12 protein-coding genes are annotated in these 13308 nt (G+C 68.3%); 9 read left to right on the top strand and 3 right to left on the bottom strand.

Features of this window, described 5'->3' with window-relative positions; genetic code table 11:
- Positions 1-65 precede the first annotated feature (65 nt).
- From ACT2FV_RS30685 to ACT2FV_RS30665, 5 genes are all read left to right on the top strand, one after another.
- Positions 66-782, top strand: a complete 717-nt coding sequence (locus ACT2FV_RS30685; protein WP_444505335.1) for a FadR/GntR family transcriptional regulator — start codon at positions 66-68, stop codon at positions 780-782.
- Between the two features lie 226 nt (positions 783-1008).
- On the top strand, positions 1009-2634 hold the full coding sequence (locus ACT2FV_RS30680; protein ID WP_444505334.1) for a phospholipase D family protein: 1626 nt from the start codon (positions 1009-1011) through the stop codon (positions 2632-2634).
- A 249-nt stretch (positions 2635-2883) separates the two neighbouring features.
- A complete protein-coding gene (locus ACT2FV_RS30675) occupies positions 2884-3657 on the top strand; it encodes a class II aldolase/adducin family protein (RefSeq protein WP_444505333.1) in 774 nt (257 codons plus the stop codon).
- Positions 3658-4016: 359 nt separating this feature from the next.
- On the top strand, positions 4017-4451 hold the full coding sequence (locus tag ACT2FV_RS30670; protein ID WP_059607696.1) for a CHRD domain-containing protein: 435 nt from the start codon (positions 4017-4019) through the stop codon (positions 4449-4451).
- A gap of 90 nt (positions 4452-4541) precedes the next feature.
- Positions 4542-5504: an alpha/beta hydrolase gene (locus tag ACT2FV_RS30665; protein WP_124621283.1), complete on the top strand. Its 963-nt coding sequence runs from the start codon at positions 4542-4544 to the stop codon at positions 5502-5504.
- Here the strand turns inward: ACT2FV_RS30665 and ACT2FV_RS30660 are convergent.
- Entirely contained in the window at positions 5474-6316 is an 843-nt protein-coding gene (locus tag ACT2FV_RS30660) for an EcsC family protein (protein WP_444505332.1), read from the bottom strand. The genes ACT2FV_RS30665 and ACT2FV_RS30660 overlap by 31 nt on opposite strands.
- A 107-nt stretch (positions 6317-6423) precedes the next feature.
- On the opposite strand from ACT2FV_RS30660, the gene ACT2FV_RS30655 reads away from it, so the two are divergent.
- On the top strand, positions 6424-8019 hold the full coding sequence (locus ACT2FV_RS30655) for an MDR family MFS transporter (RefSeq protein WP_059607690.1): 1596 nt from the start codon (positions 6424-6426) through the stop codon (positions 8017-8019).
- Positions 8020-8053: 34 nt separating this feature from the next.
- Entirely contained in the window at positions 8054-8500 is a 447-nt protein-coding gene (locus ACT2FV_RS30650; RefSeq protein WP_059607688.1) for a MarR family winged helix-turn-helix transcriptional regulator, read from the top strand.
- Positions 8501-8620: 120 nt separating this feature from the next.
- Here the strand turns inward: ACT2FV_RS30650 and ACT2FV_RS30645 are convergent, their stop codons facing one another.
- On the bottom strand, positions 8621-9202 hold the full coding sequence (locus ACT2FV_RS30645; protein WP_059607685.1) for a DJ-1/PfpI family protein: 582 nt from the start codon (positions 9200-9202) through the stop codon (positions 8621-8623).
- Between the two features lie 163 nt (positions 9203-9365).
- Complete coding sequence (locus tag ACT2FV_RS30640) at positions 9366-10646, bottom strand: amino acid deaminase (RefSeq protein WP_059607683.1); 1281 nt, start codon at positions 10644-10646, stop codon at positions 9366-9368.
- A gap of 119 nt (positions 10647-10765) precedes the next feature.
- Between ACT2FV_RS30640 and ACT2FV_RS30635 the strand changes: the two genes are divergently transcribed.
- Both ACT2FV_RS30635 and ACT2FV_RS30630 read left to right on the top strand, forming a co-directional pair.
- Positions 10766-11701: a MurR/RpiR family transcriptional regulator gene (locus ACT2FV_RS30635; protein ID WP_444505331.1), complete on the top strand. Its 936-nt coding sequence runs from the start codon at positions 10766-10768 to the stop codon at positions 11699-11701.
- Between the two features lie 2 nt (positions 11702-11703).
- Positions 11704-13185: an N-acyl-D-amino-acid deacylase family protein gene (locus ACT2FV_RS30630; RefSeq protein WP_444505330.1), complete on the top strand. Its 1482-nt coding sequence runs from the start codon at positions 11704-11706 to the stop codon at positions 13183-13185.
- Positions 13186-13308 lie beyond the last annotated feature (123 nt).

Here is a 13308-nt window from a genome sequence, read left to right as displayed (position 1 = left end):
ACGGCGCCGTAGCTCAAATTGGTTGGGCCAATCGGCACGGCGGGTATTCCGATGGAGAGACGGCGATGGCGGCGATGACGGCACGGGGCCGGACCGAAGTGGTGATGCGCAAGATCGAGACGGCGCTGCTCGACGGCACCTGGCCGGCCGGCGCGCGGCTGCCGGCCGAGCGCGTGCTCGCGCAACAGTACGGCGTGGCGCGCAATACGGTGCGCGAGGCGACCCAGCGGCTCGTCGCGCGCGGGCTGCTGCAGAGCCGGCGTGGCGCGGGCGTGTACGTGACGGACCAGTTGCGCTCGGGCATTGCATCGCCGTGGGGCCAGCTGGTCGCCGACCACCCGGCGCTGCGCGACGACATACTCGAATTCCGTCGCGTGCTCGAAGGCGCGACCGCGTATTTCGCCGCGCTGCGCGCGGATGCGAACGACCGGCGCCGGATCCGTACGCTGCTGCGCGAGCTCGAGACCGCGCACGCGAACGACGACGCGGCCGTCGAGGCATCGACCGACGCGAAGCTGCACGAGGCGATCGCGCTGGCGTCGCACAACACGATGTTCCTGCACCTGCACACGAGCGTGATCGGGATGCTGCGCGAGCACATTTCGATCAACGTCGCGGGGATGACGACGCACGACGAGCAGGCGTCCGAGCTGCTGTTGCTGCAGCACCGGGTAGTGTGCGAGGCGATCTGCGCGCACCGGCCCGAGGAGGCGCGCACCGCGATGCAGACCCATATCGACTACGTGCGCAGCCACTTCGAGCGAAGCGGCGACACACCTTGAGATTGGTTGGACCATGGGTGCCGCAGGCCTGTCCGGCGGCCGAGCCGCGGGCTGCCGTTCCTGGATGCCCTCGCCGGCGGCGCGCGTAGCGGTTGCACGGCGCCGCATGCGCGAGCCGCGCGATTGACCGGTTCATCGGGCGCCCACTAGAATCGACCGGAGCCACCCGTCAGCCGCACGCTGCGGCGTTTTCGGACCCGTTGATCCGCCTGTCGAGGAAGTTTCCGTGCTTACGTCTTTGATCCGGCGCGCGCCGGCCGCGCTGTCGTGGCGCGCCGCCTGCCGCCCGGCCCGTGCGCTCGCCGTCTGCGCGCTGCTGTCGCTGGTCGCCGCCTGCGCGACGCATCCGCCCGCCACCACGCTCGATCGCCCCGTCTCGCACGCGTTGCCGACCGATACCGCGACGCCGCTGCGCAACGCGCTGGCCGCGCCGGAAGCGGCGCATCCGGGGCAATCGGGCTTCCGGCTGTTGCCCGACGGCGCGACCGCGCTGCAGATGCGCATCGCGCTCGCGCGCGCGGCGACGAAGACGCTCGACATGCAGTACTACATCGCGACCGAGGACACGACCGGCAAACTGCTGCTCGGCGCGGCGCTTTATGCGGCCGATCGCGGCGTGCGTGTGCGCATGCTGGTCGACGACCTGAATTTCCGCGACATCGACCGCGTCATGGCCGCGCTGAATACGCACCCGAAGATCGAGATTCGCGTGTTCAACCCGTTCGGCGCGTCGCGGTACGGAGTGATCGAGCGCACGGCCAACTCCCTGACGCGAATCGACAGGTTTACGCGGCGGATGCACAACAAGGCGATGATCGCGGACAACCAGATCGCGATCGTCGGCGGCCGCAATCTCGGCGACGAATACTTCAGCGCGAGCCCGACGCTGCAGTTCCGCGATCTCGACGTGCTCGCGGCCGGCCCCGTGACGAACGACATCTCGACGAGCTTCGACGACTACTGGGCAAGCGCGAGCAGCTATCCGCTGCGGGTGCTGAATCATCAGACGTTCGATCCGAAGGATCTCGACGCGATGCGCGACGAGCTGCGCGACCACTGGCGCAAGAACGCAGATCCGTACAACGCGAAGCCGCTGAACGCGACGCCGCTCGCGCAGCAGATCGCGCGCGACGAGCTCGAGCTCGTGTGGGCGCCCGCCGAATTCAAGGTCGACGCACCGGACAAGGTCATGCGGCCGACCGACGCGTACGTGAGCCCGCCGATGCAGCGCCTCGTCGAACTGACGCGCGGCGCGCAGCAGGAATTTCTCGCGTTTTCGCCGTATTTCGTGCCGCACGACGCGGGCGTGAAGATCCTCGGCGACACGACCGCGCGCGGCGTGCGCGTCGCAATCCTGACCAATTCGCTCGCCGCGACCGACGCGGTCGCCGTACAGGCCGGCTACGCGCCGTACCGCGTGCCGCTGCTGCTTCACGGTGTCGAACTGTACGAATTCAAGGCGCGGCCGAACGCGCCGCGTGCGGGCCTGTTCGGCTCACGCTCGCGCGCGAGCCTGCATGCGAAAGCGTATGTGATCGACCGCAAGATCCTCGTGATCGGCTCGTTGAACCTCGATCCGCGTTCCGCGCACCTGAATACGGAACTCGCGCTCGTGATCCACAGCCCGACGATCGCGCAGCAGGCCGCGACGATCTTCGCGCGCGTGACGCAGCCCGACGAAAGCTACCGCGTGAGCCTCGCGACGCCGGCGGGCGGAGGCACGCCCGAACTCGTGTGGACCGGCACCGACAACGACGAGCCGGCCACCTATCACGTCGATCCGCATGCCGGGCTGATGCGCAACCTGATGACCGGCCTCTTCATGCTGCTGCCGTTCGGCGACCAGTTGTAAGGGCCGGAACGGCTCGGGCCAAACCCGCGATACCGGTGCGCGAGGAAAGGTGATATGGTTGTGCGCGCAACCATATGCGTATCGTGACGGGTGCCGCCGGACGGCTCGTGCAATGCGGGCCGCGGCGGTGCCGAACGACGCACAGCACGCGCGCGCTTGACGCACCGGCGCGCCGCGTGCGCCGCCAGGAGACGAGGGACGTTGCGCGAGCCGCCCGCGCGGCCGCCGCGCCCGCAACCGGAGTGCCCCATGCAACGTGTACCGAACCAGCCGTTCACGCGTCCCGCCCGCTTTTCCGAAGCCGAATGGCAGGCGCGCGTGCAGCTCGCGGCCGCCTACCGGATCTTCGACCATCTCGGCTGGACCGAGCTGATCTACAACCATATCTCGCTGCGCGTGCCGGGTGAGGACGGCCATTTCCTGATCAATCCGTTCGGGCTCCATTACCGCGAGGTATGCGCGTCGAACCTCGTGAAGATCGACATCGACGGCAACGTGACCAGCCATTCCGACTGGCCGATCAATCCGGCCGGCTTCACGTTCCACAGCGCGATCCATGCGGCGCTGCCCGACGCGCACTGCGTGATGCACGTGCACACGACGCCGACGATGGCCGTGTGCTGCTCGCGCGACGGGCTGTCGTTCTCGAACTTCTATTCGGCGCAGTTGTACGGGAAGATCGCGTATCACGACTTCGAGGGCATCACCGTGCATCTGGAGGAGGGGCGGCGCATCGTCGAGAGCGCCGGCGGGCGGCCCGTGCTGCTGCTGCGCAACCATGGGCCCGTGACGATCGGCGCGACGCTCGCGCAGACCTTCTCGTTGATGTGGCTGCTCAATCGCGCGTGCGAGGTGCAGGTCGCGACCCACGCGATCGGCGACGCACTGCCGATCGCGCCGCCGGTGCTCGAGGGCTGCGTGCGCGATTCGCTTAACTTCGATCCGAAGCACGGCGCGGGGCAGGACGCATTCGACGCGTTGCAGCGCATCGTCGATCGGATCGATCCGGGCTATCGCGCGTGAGGGCGCGGTGTCTGCGACGTCGGACTCGATCGCCGCGGCGACAATTGATTCGTGATGCTTGACGGCCCGCGAAGCGGAACGTGCCCGACGATGCGTGCACGCCACCCGGGCACGGGCAAAAAAAACGCGGCCGGATGGCCGCGTGAATACTCGCAGACTCCTTCGGACGAAGGAAACAAGCAACTGTGAGACGAAGTGTAGCGAAAGGCCGCGCGCGGATTCAGGGCTCCCGCTGCAAAGGTCTCTTCCAGGTTCCGTCAGGCTGGCGAGCGACGCAGCGGTGCCGGATCGGCGGCGATCGACTACCATCATGGAACGTCGCCGTCCGGGCGGCGTACCCCGTCGTACAAGGAGGATTCATGCCGAAGCTGCGTTTGCTCCAGGTGGCGTTGCTCGCGGGCGTCCTGGCCGCCGGCAGTGCCGCCGCCGAAACGGTGCGCCTGTCCGCCAGCCTGCAGCCGTCGAGCGAAGTGCCGCCCACCGCGACCAAGGGCGCCGGCGCCGTCGATGCGACCTACGACACGGCCACCCACATGCTGCAGTGGACGGTGACTTACGAACACCTCACGGGGCCGGCTACCGCCGCGCATTTCCACGGGCCCGCGCCGGTCGGCCAGAACGCCGGCGTGCAGGTACCGATCCCGAAGGACGCGCTCGCGAGCCCGATCAAGGGTTCGAAGGAGCTCACCGACTCGCAAGTGACCGACCTGATGGGCGGCAAGTGGTACTTCAACGTGCACACGAAGGAGCATCCGTCCGGCGAGATCCGCGGCCAGATGATGCCGGCGAACTGAGGCCGGCGTTTGATATAGAGGCTCCCGTCGAGCAGCGCGGCGACGATCGCACGTACCATCGTCACACTGCGACGACGGAGTGGGTGTTCGATGAGTTGGCAAAGCAAGTTCGCGTGCTGGCTGCTGCGCTGGCAGTTTCGTCCCGAGACCACGCGCCCGGTGCTCGATCCTGCCCGCGCGCGGCGCTTTACCGACCTGAGAATGATCGTGCCGCGTCGCGCGCCGTCGGGCTACCGGCTGCGCGAATGCTACGGTCCCGGCGACGCGCCGCTGCGCGGCGAATGGCTCGAACGCACCGATGCGGTCGCCGCTCGCGGGCCCGGCCGCACGCTGCTGTACTTCCACGGCGGCGGCTACTACTTCTGTTCGACGAAGACCCATCGGCCGCTCGTGTTCGGCCTCACGAAGCGCGCGGGCGTGCGCTCGTTCTCGCTCGACTACCGGCTCGCGCCCGAGAACCGCTTCCCGGCCGCGCTCGACGACGCGCTGGCCGCGTACCGGCAATTGCTCGCGCTTGGCACGCCGCCCGAGTCAATCGTGTTCGGCGGCGATTCGGCGGGCGGGGGCCTCGCGCTCGCGACGCTCGTCGCGCTGCGCGATCGCGGCGAGCCGTTGCCGGCAGGCGCGATCCTGTTCTCGCCGTGGACCGACCTGGCCGGCACCGGCGACACGATGCGCAGCAACGACGGCCTCGACCCGATGTTCGCGGCCGCGGCGCTGCCGAAGGCAGCGAAGCTGTATCTGGGAGACGAATCGGCGACGCATCCGTACGCGTCGCCGCTCTATGCGGACTTCACGGGGCTGCCGCCGCTCTTCATCCAGGCCGGCAGCACCGAGGTGCTTCTCGACGATTCACGCCGTGTCGCCGACAACGCGAAGGCGGCCGGCGTGCCGGTGGAGATCGAGGTGTGGCCCGACATGCCGCACGTGTGGCAGCTGTACACGCCGATGGTGCCGGAGTCGCGCGACGCGCTCGACCGTGCGGCCGCGTTCCTGCGCCGCGTCGCGGTCGAGCGGGCGGTTCAGCGCGTGGGCGAGCCGTCGATCGCCTGATACGCGGCCTGCACGGCGACCGGGCCGTACTTGCGCTCGAGCCGGCGCACGGTGAAGTGGCCGTGCGCCATCTGCTGGAAGTGGTCGATGAACAGCGTGTTGACGGTCGCGCCGAGCACCGCGCCGATCGCCGGGATCGACTTCGCGGCCATCTGCTCGGTGACCTGTACCGAAAAGCGTGATGCCACAGTCTGCACGAGCTTGAACACCGCCGCCGAGCTGTGCGCGGCGACCCCTTTCGTCGTGATGTCGGACGACGCCTTCGAAATCGCCTGCGCGAGCGCGCCGCGCAGCACGAAATAGCCGAGATCGGCGTCCTCTTCCCGCTTGTCCGCGTTGCCGCCCATGCCGAGCACGGCCAGGCACTGCAACTGCGTATCCACCGAGCCCAGGTCCTCGCCCTCGCTGCGCGCGATGTCGCACACCGAGCGGAAGATCAGCGTGGTCGTCACCGGTAGCTCGACCGGCAGCGCGAGGAAACCGAACGCGCCGCCCGCCGCGCCGGTCGTCGCGACCGCGAGCTTGTGCAGCAGGTTGCTCGGCTTGTCCGGCTCGGCATCGGGCGTCTGCGGCTTGCCGAGCGTGCGCAGCGCGATGTTCAGGCACTTGCGCAGCGCAAGCTGCGTCGCGTCGTTGATCTTGCCGGTCGCGAAGTCGGGCAGCCGTGCGATCATCTTCTCGACTGGCGCGCCCAGCACGCCCGTCAGCTTCATCGTCAGCGACGGGCTTTCCAGCACCTGTTTCGCGCGCCGCAAGGCGTCCTGGTCGTCCGGCGACAGCGTCGCGGCAGGCGTGATTGAAATCGGTTCCATCTTTCTCCCTGGCGGCCATAGGCCCCAAATCCGTCGCCAGCCTAGATTACTCCGGCGTGCTAGAATTTTGAGATTGTTTGACTCGTCAAAAGTTGCATCAACAAAAAATGGCCGTCCATACTGCCGCCCACCATTCGAGCGGGCAAGTCCTGCCGTTCCGTGAATCGCTGCTGGCGATGATCGGGATTTCGTTCGTCACCATGCTCGTCGCGCTCGACCAGACGGTCGTCGGCACCGCGTTGCCGACCATCGTCGCCGAGCTCAAGGGGTTCGACCTGTATGCGTGGGTTGCGACCTCGTATCTGCTCAGTTCCGTGATCACCGTGCCGATCTTCGGCCGGCTCGGCGACTATTACGGCCGCAAGCCGTTCGTGATCGTGTCGATCGTCGTGTTCACCGGCGCGTCGGTGCTATGCGGGATGGCCAACGACATGCTGTTCCTGGTGCTGGCGCGCGGCCTGCAGGGGATCGGCGGCGGGATGCTGGTCGGCACCGCGTTCGCGTGCATTCCGGACCTGTTTCCCGATTCCGTCGTGCGGCTGCGCTGGCAGGTATTGATGAGCTCTGCGTTCGGCATTGCGAACGCGGTCGGGCCGTCGCTCGGCGGGATTCTGACCCAGTCGTTCGGCTGGCGTTCGGTGTTCTACGTCAACCTGCCGGTCGGCTTGCTGTCGCTGTTCTTCGTGTGGCGCTACCTGCCGCATCTGCGCCATGTCGAGCACGACCGCAAGATGCAGCTCGACTGGCCCGGCGCGCTGCTGATCGCGCTGTCGCTCGGCGCGCTCCAGCTGTTCGTCGAATGGCTGCCGAAGTATGGCGTCATGAGCTGGGCGTCGCTGCTGCTGGTCGTCGCGGTCGGCGCCGGCGTCGGCCTGTGGCATTGGGAAAAGCGCTGCACGCAGCCGATTCTGCCGTTCGACATGTTCGGCAACCGCGCGCTGTCGGCGCTGTTCGTGCTCGCGATCCTTGCCGGCTTCTCGATGTTCTCGCTGCTGTTCTACGCTCCGCTGCTGTTCCAGGGCGGCTTCGGGATGTCGCCGAAGGAGGCGGGGCTCGTGATCACGCCGCTCGTCGTGTTCATCACGATCGGCAGCATCATGAACGGCCGCGTCGTCACACGCATCCGCAATCCGAATACGATGCTGCACGTCGGTTTCGTGCTGTTCGCGATCGCGTGCGCGGGCATCGTCGTGTCGACGCACACGACGCCGACCTGGGTGCTGATGGCGCTGATGGTCGCCGGCGGCATCGGCCTCGGCTTCGTGCTGCCGAACCTCACCGTGTTCGCGCAGCAGACGGCCGGCCGCGAGCACCTCGGCATCGCGACGGCGCTGCTGCAGTCGCTGCGGATGGTCGGCGGGATGATCGGCACCGCGCTGACGGGCACGCTGGTCAACCAGATGTATTCGAGCGGCGTGCGCGATGCGTTGTCGGGCGACCACGCGCTGCAGTGGCACGCGCAACTCGCCGATCCGCAGATCCTGATCGACCGCGCCGCGCAGGGTGGTCTCGTCGCGGAACTGACCCGCGCCGGGCATAATGGCGCGCTGCTGCTGGAAGCGGCCCGCGAATCGCTGGTCGGCGCGATTCACCTGGGGGTCGCGATGGCGGCCGTCGTCGCCGTGGTGTCGGTGTGGCAGTGTCGCCGCGTGCCGCCGATCGCGCTGCGGCGCAAGATCGAACCGCATGTCGCGGCCGATTGAACGATTCACCGATTGAACGAGTAGACATCAGCGCATGGAAGAACAGGACCGCGTCGCGATCTTGCAGCAATTCGGACGCACGTATCGCGCATTCATGAGCGCGTTCGAAACGCACGTCGGGCAGCCGATGCCGCGCTGGCGCATCATGGTCGCGCTGCACACGATGGGCGGGCATTCGTCGCAGAAGAAGCTCGTCGAGGTGTTGCGCATCGATCCGGGCGCGCTCACGCGCCAGCTGAAATCGCTCGACGCGCTCGGCTGGATCGAGCGCGCGTCCGACGCCCGCGACAACCGCGTGACCAACGTCACGCTGACCGAAGACGGCCGCGCCGCGTTCGACGCGTGCCTGCCGCGCCGCAAGGCGTTTCTCGACCAGACGATGGCGCAACTGCCGGACGACGTGCTGACCGCGCTGTCGGGTGCGCTGGCGATGCTGGAGTCGCGGATTGCGGAAGTCGGCTCGACGCCGGCGCAGCACTGAAGGGCCGGGCGGAAGCGGCACGACGGGGCGCGCCCCGTCGACCGATCCGGATCGGCACGGCATGCGGGTCGCGCGAACCGGCCGCTAGCCGGCGTTTCACTTCATTTCATTCAGCTTCGTCTACAGCTCGATGCGCGTGCCCAGCAACGTGAGGAACTGCGCGAGCCATGCCGGATGCGCGGGCCACGCGGGTGCGGTGACGAACGGCGCGTCGGTCACGGCCGCATCGACCGGGATGTCCGCGTACTCGCCGCCCGCGAGCTTCACTTCCGGCGCGCAGGCCGGGTAGGCCGAGATGCGCTTGCCGCGGATCACGTCGGCGGCCGCGAGCAGCTGCGCCGCATGGCAGATCGCGGCGATCGGCTTGCCGGCTTCGGCGAACGCGCGCACCAGCGCGATCACCTTCGCATCGAGACGCAGGTACTCGGGCGCGCGGCCGCCCGCGATCGCGAGCGCGTCGTAGGCCGACGCATCGACATCGTCGAACGTCGCGTTCAGCGTGAAGTTGTGGCCGGGCTTTTCGGTGTAGGTCTGGTCGCCCTCGAAATCGTGGATCGCGGTCTTGACCTTGTCGCCCGCGCGCTTGCCCGGGCAGACCGCATCGACGTGATGACCGACGGCCTGCAGCGCCTGGAACGGCACCATCGTTTCGTAGTCTTCGGCGAAATCGCCGGTCAGGAACAGGATCTTCTTCGCGGCCATGGCTTTCTCCATTCAACAGCGTTGAGGGCCCGTTCGCGCCGCGTACGGCAGACGGCGCTGCGGCGGCGAAGCGGCCCCGAGGACGAAAGCGCAGTGTACTCCGGCCGCTTGAAGCGCGCGTGACGGCCGCCCCGCGCGGCGGCAGGGCGGTGTGCGCGGAGCTTCAGAAGAAGGTTTCGACGACTTCCGTCACGCGGAACTGCGGATCGAGGACGAGCAGCTGGCGCCACTTGTCGAACGTCAGGCACGGGTGCGAGATGTCGAACGCGACCATGTCGCCGACCTTCACGTCCGCGCCCGGCGGGATCTGCAGGTACGCGTGCTGGTCCATCATCCCGGTGACGGCCCAGCCTTCGCTCGCGGCGACATCGCGCGGCGCGCTGTCGCGGCCCGGGCGGAAGTGGCGCGCCGGCTCGGGCAGGCCCGCGTCGAACGCTGCGTCGCGCTTGCCGAGCGCGATGATCGCGCGATCCTGCTCGGGCACCGACTGCACGTATGCCCACAGCTGCAGCGCCGGCAGCAGCCCTTCGCCCATCCTGCGGGCGATCGGGTTGCGCGCGAACACGTCGGTCTGCGCCTTCTTGTAGATGCCGACGTCGTGCGTCAGATAGCAGCCCGGACGCAGCACGACTTCCGCAAAACCGGCGTCGGATGCCTTCGCGAATTCCTCCGCGACCACGTCGTACCACGCCGACCCGGCGCCCGACAGGATCGCCGGCGTGCGCGCGAAGCGGCCGGCTTCGGCCAGCTCTCGCGTGAGCGCGACCGCGTCCTGCAGGAACGTGCGGATCTCGCCTTCCTCCTTCAGCACGCCTTCGTAGAGTTCGATGCCGGCCAGCTTCAGCGTGTCCGGATAGCGCGCGATTGCGTCGAGCACGGCCTGGCGTTGGGCGGCGTCGCGCACACCCGCGCGGCCGCCTGGCACGCCGAGCTCGAGCAGGACGTTCAGCGTCTTCTTCGCGTCGCCGAAGAAACGGCCGAGCTGGTCGACGCCGTCGGCCGAATCGACGAGGCAGAAGAATTCGAACTCGGGATCGGACAGCAGCTGAGCGATGATCGTCATGTTCTGGCGGCCGACCAGCTGGTTCGCGAGCAGCACGCGCCGTACGCCGCCGTGATACGCGGCCTGCGTCTGGTGCGCGGTCGCGAGCGTGATGCCCCATGCGCCGGCGTCGAGCTGGCGGCGGAACAGTTGCGGCGCCATCGTCGTCTTGCCGTGTGGCGCGAACTTCACGCCGTACTGCTGGACGAACGCCTGCATCCAGTTCAGATTGTGTTCGATGCGATCCGCGTACAGCACGGCGGCCGGCAGGCTGACGTCTTCCGCAAGCAGGTTCCACTCGAGGCGGCCCGCGTCGTCGAGCGGCACGCTCGCGCTCGGCAGGTTGCCGAGGCCCTTGCCCAACGGATTGATTGTCGGTTCCTGATAGTTTGTAACTTTCATGTCATCCCGCTCCATCATCACTATGCATTGCACTGAAGTTGACACGCAGATGGTACAGAAAGTAGCATCGGCGCGGTGATGTTATTTAGTAACATGAGGCGCCACACACTTTTCAGCAGATGAATTCGCACGCTACCCCGTCCGCTCCGTTCGCAGCCGGGCAACCGGCTTCGGTCGCCCAGCCGGTCCTCGACATCGTCGCGCGGATTGCCGAATGTGCGCCCGAGTTGCGCGAGGCCGAACGCAAGGTCGCCGCATTCATCCTCGCCGATCTCGCGCGCGCCGCGCATGCGAGCATCGGCGCGCTCGCGCGCGACGCGGAGGTCAGTGTCGCGACGGTCACGCGTTTCGCGAAGGCGGTGGGCTGCCGCGACGTGCGCGAACTGAAGGTGCTCGTTGCGCAGGCGGCGGCCGTCGGCCAGCGCTTTCTCGTGCCGGCCGATGAGCATCCGGAAGAAGACGCGAGCCCCGCATCGGTCGTCTACGACGAAATCCGCGTGGCACTCGCGCACAACCACCAGTTGCTGCGCAACACGTCGTTCGACGCGGCGGCCGACCTGCTCGCCGGCGCGAAGATGATCTACGTGTACGGGCAGGGCGGCGGCTCGACCGCGCTCGCCGACGAATTGCGCTTCCGGCTCGTGCGCTTCGGCCGGCCGGTCGCGACCTACCAGGACAGCCTGCTGCAGCGGATGGTGTCGGCGACGCTGTCGCGCGACGCCGTGGTCGTCGCGCTGTCGGTGAGCGGGCGCGTGCCCGAACTGCTCGAGAGCTGCCGTCTCGCGAAGCGCTACGGCGCGAAGCTGATCGCGATCACCGCGCCGGCTTCGCCGCTCGCGAAGCTCGCCGACCACCTGATCCCGGTCGTCGCGTTCGAAACCGATTTCATTTACAAGCCTTCGACATCGCGCTACGCGATGATGATGGCGATCGACGTGCTCGTCACCGGCGTCGCATTGCGGCTCGGCGATGCGGGCCGAGAATCGCTGCGCCGCATCAAGCATGCGCTCGATGCGCACCGCGGCGGCGGAGACCGTCAACCGGTAGGAGACTGACCATGCATTCGCATCCCGAAGCCGCCGATACGCTGATCGTCGGCGCGCAGCTGTACGACGGCACCGGCGCGCCGCCCGTCACGCGCGACGTCGCGATCCGCAGCGGTGTGATCGCGGCGATCGGCAATCTGTCGAACTGGCTTGCCGAGACCGTCGTCGATGCGAACGGCCGCGCGCTCGCGCCGGGCTTCGTCGACGTGCACACGCACGACGACACGCACGTGATCCGCGCGCCGGAGATGCTGCCGAAGATCTCGCAGGGTGTGACGACGGTGATCGTCGGCAACTGCGGGATCAGCGCGTCGCCGGTGACGCTCGCGGGCGATCCGCCCGATCCGATGAACCTGCTCGGCGAGCGTGGCGCGTTCCAGTACCCGACCTTCGCCGCCTATGTCGCGGCCGTGAGCGACGCGCGTCCGGCCGTGAACGTCGCGGCGCTCGTCGGGCACACCGCGCTGCGCAACAACCAGATGGACCGCCTCGATCGCGCGGCGACCGACGGCGAAATCGCCGGCATGCGCGCGCAGCTCGAGGAGGCGCTCGCGAACGGCGCGCTGGGGTTGTCGTCGGGCCTCGCGTACGGCTCCGCGTTCGCGGCGCCGACCGAAGAGGTGATGGCGCTCGCCGAGCCGCTCGCGAACGCGGGCGCGCTGTACACGACGCACATGCGCACCGAGTTCGACGCGATCCTCGACGCGATGGAAGAGGCGTACCAGGTTGGCCGCCATGCGCGCGTGCCGGTCGTGATCTCGCACCTGAAGTGCGCGGGCCCGTCGAACTGGGGGCGCAGCACGGAAGTGCTCGCGTCGCTCGAAGGCGCGCGCCGCTACCAGCCGGTCGGCTGCGACTGCTATCCGTACAGCCGCAGTTCGTCGACGCTCGACCTGAAGCAGGTGACGGGCGACATCGACATCACGATCACGTGGTCGGAGCCGCACCCGGAGGTGGCGGGCAAGCTGCTGAAGGCGATCGCTGCCGACTGGGGCGTGACCGAGCAGGAAGCCGCGCAACGCATCCGCCCGGCGGGCGCCGTGTACCACAACATGTCCGAGGACGACGTGCGGCGGATTCTGTCGCATCCGGCGACGATGGTCGGCTCCGACGGCCTGCCGAACGATCCGCTGCCGCATCCGCGGCTGTGGGGCGCATTCCCGCGCGTGCTCGGCCACTACGTGCGCGACACGAACCTGCTGCCGCTCGAGGAGGCGATCCGCAAGATGACGTCGCTGTCCGCGCGCCGCTACGGGATCGCGCGGCGCGGCGAAGTGCATGTCGGCTACCACGCGGATCTCGTGCTGTTCGATCCGGCGCGTGTGATCGATGCCGCGACGTTCGAGAAGCCGCAGCAGCCCGCGCACGGGATCGACGCGGTGTGGGTGAACGGCGTGCTCACGTATGAAAACGGCCATCCGACCGGCGAGCGCGCCGGCGGCTTCGTCGCGCGCGGCGAGCGCGTGCCGGCGAGTGCCGACGCCGCGTTCTGAGCGCGGTCGTCGTTCCGATCTGCCGCGCGTGCCGTCGTCGGTGCGCGCATCCGCAACCGTGCGTTGCATGGGCCGGAGCCAGCGCTGACGCGCGGGCTGCGGTCGACATACAAGGAGTGAAAC

It is taken from the genome of Burkholderia sp. PR2 (assembly GCF_052372875.1).
In the GTDB taxonomy this organism is placed as follows: Bacteria; Pseudomonadota; Gammaproteobacteria; order Burkholderiales; family Burkholderiaceae; genus Burkholderia; species Burkholderia diffusa.
The sequence above is the reverse complement of the archived record's forward strand: the minus strand, read 5'-3'. Positions and strand labels throughout refer to the sequence as shown.